The organism is Oleiphilus sp. HI0132 (genome assembly GCF_001635845.1).
Genome location: NZ_LWGJ01001155.1, coordinates 1 through 3,779, shown reverse-complemented (window position 1 = coordinate 3,779; position 3,779 = coordinate 1). Strand labels below are relative to the sequence as shown.

6 protein-coding genes, 1 tRNA gene and 1 pseudogene are annotated in these 3,779 nt (G+C 45.3%); all 8 read left to right on the top strand.

The window, feature by feature from the left end; all coding sequences use genetic code 11:
• Positions 1 to 240: pseudogene (gene tuf, locus A3766_RS16080) on the top strand (elongation factor Tu); the annotation flags it as partial.
• 47 nt (positions 241 to 287) lie between these two features.
• Positions 288 to 363: transfer RNA gene (locus A3766_RS16075), tRNA-Trp, on the top strand.
• Positions 364 to 416: 53 nt separating this feature from the next.
• Positions 417 to 785: a preprotein translocase subunit SecE gene (gene secE / locus A3766_RS16070; RefSeq protein WP_068507441.1), complete on the top strand. Its 369-nt coding sequence runs from the start codon at positions 417 to 419 to the stop codon at positions 783 to 785.
• A 13-nt stretch (positions 786 to 798) separates the two neighbouring features.
• A complete protein-coding gene (nusG, locus tag A3766_RS16065) occupies positions 799 to 1,332 on the top strand; it encodes a transcription termination/antitermination protein NusG (RefSeq protein ID WP_068507438.1) in 534 nt (177 codons plus the stop codon).
• A 99-nt stretch (positions 1,333 to 1,431) separates the two neighbouring features.
• On the top strand, positions 1,432 to 1,866 hold the full coding sequence (gene rplK, locus A3766_RS16060) for a 50S ribosomal protein L11 (RefSeq protein WP_068507436.1): 435 nt from the start codon (positions 1,432 to 1,434) through the stop codon (positions 1,864 to 1,866).
• On the top strand, positions 1,866 to 2,564 hold the full coding sequence (gene rplA / locus A3766_RS16055) for a 50S ribosomal protein L1 (RefSeq protein ID WP_068507433.1): 699 nt from the start codon (positions 1,866 to 1,868) through the stop codon (positions 2,562 to 2,564). Before rplK ends, rplA begins: the two co-directional genes overlap by 1 nt.
• 226 nt (positions 2,565 to 2,790) lie before the next feature.
• The gene (rplJ, locus tag A3766_RS16050; protein WP_068507430.1) at positions 2,791 to 3,321 is read left to right on the top strand and encodes a 50S ribosomal protein L10; all 531 of its coding nucleotides are present in this window, start codon (positions 2,791 to 2,793) and stop codon (positions 3,319 to 3,321) included.
• A 38-nt stretch (positions 3,322 to 3,359) separates the two neighbouring features.
• Positions 3,360 to 3,740, top strand: a complete 381-nt coding sequence (rplL, locus tag A3766_RS16045; RefSeq protein WP_068507428.1) for a 50S ribosomal protein L7/L12 — start codon at positions 3,360 to 3,362, stop codon at positions 3,738 to 3,740.
• Positions 3,741 to 3,779 lie beyond the last annotated feature (39 nt).

Genomic DNA, 3,779 nt, shown 5'->3' with positions numbered 1-3,779 from the left:
GAAGGTGGTCGTCATACGCCATTCTTCCAAGGTTACCGTCCACAGTTCTACTTCCGTACGACTGATGTGACAGGTGCTTGTGAGTTGCCTGAAGGTGTTGAAATGGTAATGCCTGGTGATAACGTACAGTTAACAGCTACTTTGATCGCGCCAATCGCGATGGAAGAAGGTCTACGCTTCGCGATTCGTGAAGGTGGTCGTACTGTAGGTGCGGGTGTTGTAGCTAAGATTGTTGAATAATCTTAGTCTATGTTTGGAAGGCAGCTTGATGCTGCCTTCTTTTGTATAGGCCAGTAGCTCAATTGGCAGAGCAGCGGTCTCCAAAACCGCAGGTTGGGGGTTCGATTCCCTCCTGGCCTGCCATTTATTCTAGTAATAAATGGTAGTGGAACAGAATACTTATTAGTGCGTCGATTATGAATGCAAAGGTAGAGAAAGAAGGTAGTGCGCTAGATACGCTGAAGTGGTTGTTGGTGCTTTGTTTGGTGTCAGCGGGCGTGGTGGGTAACTACTATTTTGAAGCAGAATCTCTGTTGTACAGAGTGCTTGCGCTACTTGTTTTGGCATTTGTTGCTGGATGGGTTGCCGTTCAAACGACAAAAGGGCAGGCCTTTGCGAAGTTGGTCTCTGAAGCTCGTTTAGAGATTCGTAAGGTTGTATGGCCTACTAAGCAAGAGTTGACCCAGACGACAATGATAGTTGTTGTTTTTGTGTTAGTGGTTGCGCTTATTTTATGGGGTGTCGACTCCCTGATCGGCTGGATTGTTTCCAGTATTATAGGGTAGTAGGAGAATCACGATGTCCAAAGCTTGGTATGTAGTTCATGCCTATTCAGGTTACGAAAAGCAGGTAATGCGCTCGTTGCAAGAGCAGGTTGCTTTGAAAGGCTTGGAAGCAAAATTTGGTGAAATACTGGTTCCTACAGAGGAAGTGGTAGAAATGCGCGAAGGTAAAAAGCGCAAGAGTGAGCGTAAGTTTTATCCAGGCTACGTTCTTGTGCAAATGGAAATGGACGACGATGCTTGGCATTTGGTTAAGTCCACTCCAAGAGTGTTAGGCTTTATTGGTGGTACTGCTGAAAGACCTGTGCCAATTACTGATCGTGAAGCTGATACGATTCTTCAGAAGATAGAGACGGGTGCAGAGAAACCTCGTCCTAAGACCTTGTTTGAAGCTGGTGAAGTGGTTCGGGTTATCGATGGGCCGTTTGCAGACTTTAATGGTGTTGTTGAGGAAGTAGATTACGAGAAGAGCCGCGTTAAAGTAGCGGTTCTGATTTTTGGTCGCTCTACCCCTGTCGAACTAGAGTTTGGGCAAGTAGAAAAAGACTAAGCAAGTAAGATTTTATCTGCTCACTTTGCGAACTGCAAAGTGGGCTTTTTCTGTCTATACGGGGAGCTATTGAAGCGTTTGAACCCGAAGGAGTAAAAAATGGCAAAGAAAGTTGATGCTTATATCAAGCTTCAGGTAGCCGCTGGTAAAGCGAATCCAAGTCCGCCGGTTGGTCCTGCACTAGGTCAGCACGGTGTTAACATCATGGAATTCTGTAAAGCGTTTAACGCTCAGACTCAAGGTGTTGAACCAGGTCTGCCAGTTCCTGTTGTAATTTCTGTATATAGTGACAAGAGTTTTACTTTTGTCATGAAGACCCCACCTGCATCTATTCTGTTGAAGAAAGCTGCTGGTATCACTAGTGGTAGCGGTCGTCCTAATACTGAGAAGGTTGGAACTGTTACTCGCGCTCAGTTAGAAGAAATTGCTAAAACTAAAGACCCTGACTTAAATGCAGGTGATATGGATGCTGCAGTAAGAATTATTGCTGGTACAGCGCGTAGCATGGGACTTAATACTGAGGGTGTTAACTAATGGCAAAATTAACAAAGCGCCAAAAGTTGGTGCAGGAAAAAGTTCAAGCAGAAAAAGCGTACACGGTAGAAGAAGCGGTAGCTTTGCTTGCTGAGCTTTCAAGCGGTGTTAAGTTTACTGAGTCGGTAGATGTTGCTATCAACCTAGGTGTTGATGCGCGTAAATCTGACCAGGCTGTTCGAGGTTCTACAGTTCTACCAAATGGAACTGGCAAAACAGTTCGTGTTGCTGTGTTTACTCAAGGTGAAAATGCAGAGAAAGCTAAAGAAGCTGGTGCTGATATCGTTGGTATGGACGAGTTGGCTGCTGAAGTTAAAGCTGGAAACATGGATTTTGACGTAGTTGTTGCATCTCCGGACGCAATGCGTGTAGTTGGTCAGTTAGGTCAAATTCTTGGTCCACGCGGTCTAATGCCAAACCCGAAAGTTGGTACAGTGACGCCAGACGTAGCGACTGCCGTTAAAAATGCAAAAGCTGGTCAGGTTCGTTATAGAACTGACAAGAACGGTATTGTTCATACTATCGTCGGTAATGTTGACTTCTCAGCTGATTCGATTAAACAGAATATCGAAGCATTGTTGGCTGACTTGAAGAAGGCTAAGCCTGCTTCTGCAAAAGGTGTATATTTGAAGAAAGTTACACTTTCTTCAACAATGGGTCCTGGTCTACTTATTGATCAGAGCTCAGTGTCTTCATAAGAAGATATGTTAAAGAATACTTTGGAGTCTGAGCCTAGCTCGGGCTGTCAAAGACCGCAGGTGTTGGCTATTTATTAATTTAGAGTGCTAACTTAATCTCCTGCGCAGACGGTGTGTGGACTCTCTTAAATGAGTTGTATCTCCGCCGTAGGTCGCTCCCTGTTTATGCTAACAGGGGGTGGAACTAAGTGGTCAGCTTCGGCTGACTCTCTTGAGGAGAAAACCAATGGCAATTGGAATCGAAGACAAAAAGGCGATTGTCGCCGAAGTCAACGAAGTTGCTGGCGGTGCTTTATCTCTTGTGATGGCTGATTATCATGGCGTTGACGCTAATGATATGACAGGCCTTCGTAAAGAAGCTCGTGAAGGCGGAGTTTATCTTCGTGTCGTTCGAAACACCTTAGCAAAGCGTGCGGTAGAAGGAACAGAGTTTGAATGTGCAGCTGAAGCGTTGGTTGGTCCAACAATTCTTGCATTTTCTTTGGAAGATCCAGGTGCGGCAGCGCGCTTGTTGAAAGATTTTGCTAAAGAAAAAGAAGCATTCGAGATAAAAGCATTAGCGGTTGGTGGTGAACTACTGGGTGCAGATCAGATCGATCGTTTGGCTAAGTTGCCAACGCGCGATCAGGCGTTGGGCATGTTGGCCAGCGTTATTCAAGCACCTATTACCAAGCTTGCACGTACATTCAACGAAGTTCCTTCGAAGGTTACTCGTGCAGTGGCAGCAGTTCGCGATCAGAAGAAAGACGCAGCTTAATTATTTTTTATATAACTTACATTTAGGAGAATGGGACCATGTCTCTATCTAAAGACGATATTTTAAATGCAATCGCTGAAATGAGCGTAATGGACGTTGTTGAACTAGTTGAAGCAATGGAAGAGAAATTCGGCGTATCTGCAGCTGCTGCTGTAGCTGCTGCTCCTGCTGCTGGCGGTGACGCTGGTGGTGCTGCTGCCGCTGAACAGACTGAGTTTGACGTTGTTCTTGCTGGCGCTGGCGATAAGAAAGTTAACGTAATCAAAGCAGTTCGTGCTCTTACAGGTCTTGGCCTTAAAGAAGCGAAAGCAATGGTTGATGGTGCTCCATCTACTGTTAAAGAAGGCGTTAGCAAAGACGACGCTGAAGCTGCTAAGAAAGAGCTTGAGGAAGCTGGCGCATCTGTTGAAGTTAAGTAACTATAATTATAGTTATTTGATGCATGCAGAAGCACACGC

What these genes read in the sequence shown, in the direction of transcription:
- secE (WP_068507441.1), top strand. Translation starts at nt 417, where the DNA reads ATGAATGCAAAGGTAGAGAAAGAAGGTAGTGCGCTAGATACGCTGAAG.
- nusG (WP_068507438.1), top strand. Translation starts at nt 799, where the DNA reads ATGTCCAAAGCTTGGTATGTAGTTCATGCCTATTCAGGTTACGAAAAG.
- rplK (WP_068507436.1), top strand. Translation starts at nt 1,432, where the DNA reads ATGGCAAAGAAAGTTGATGCTTATATCAAGCTTCAGGTAGCCGCTGGT.
- rplA (WP_068507433.1), top strand. Translation starts at nt 1,866, where the DNA reads ATGGCAAAATTAACAAAGCGCCAAAAGTTGGTGCAGGAAAAAGTTCAA.
- rplJ (WP_068507430.1), top strand. Translation starts at nt 2,791, where the DNA reads ATGGCAATTGGAATCGAAGACAAAAAGGCGATTGTCGCCGAAGTCAAC.
- rplL (WP_068507428.1), top strand. Translation starts at nt 3,360, where the DNA reads ATGTCTCTATCTAAAGACGATATTTTAAATGCAATCGCTGAAATGAGC.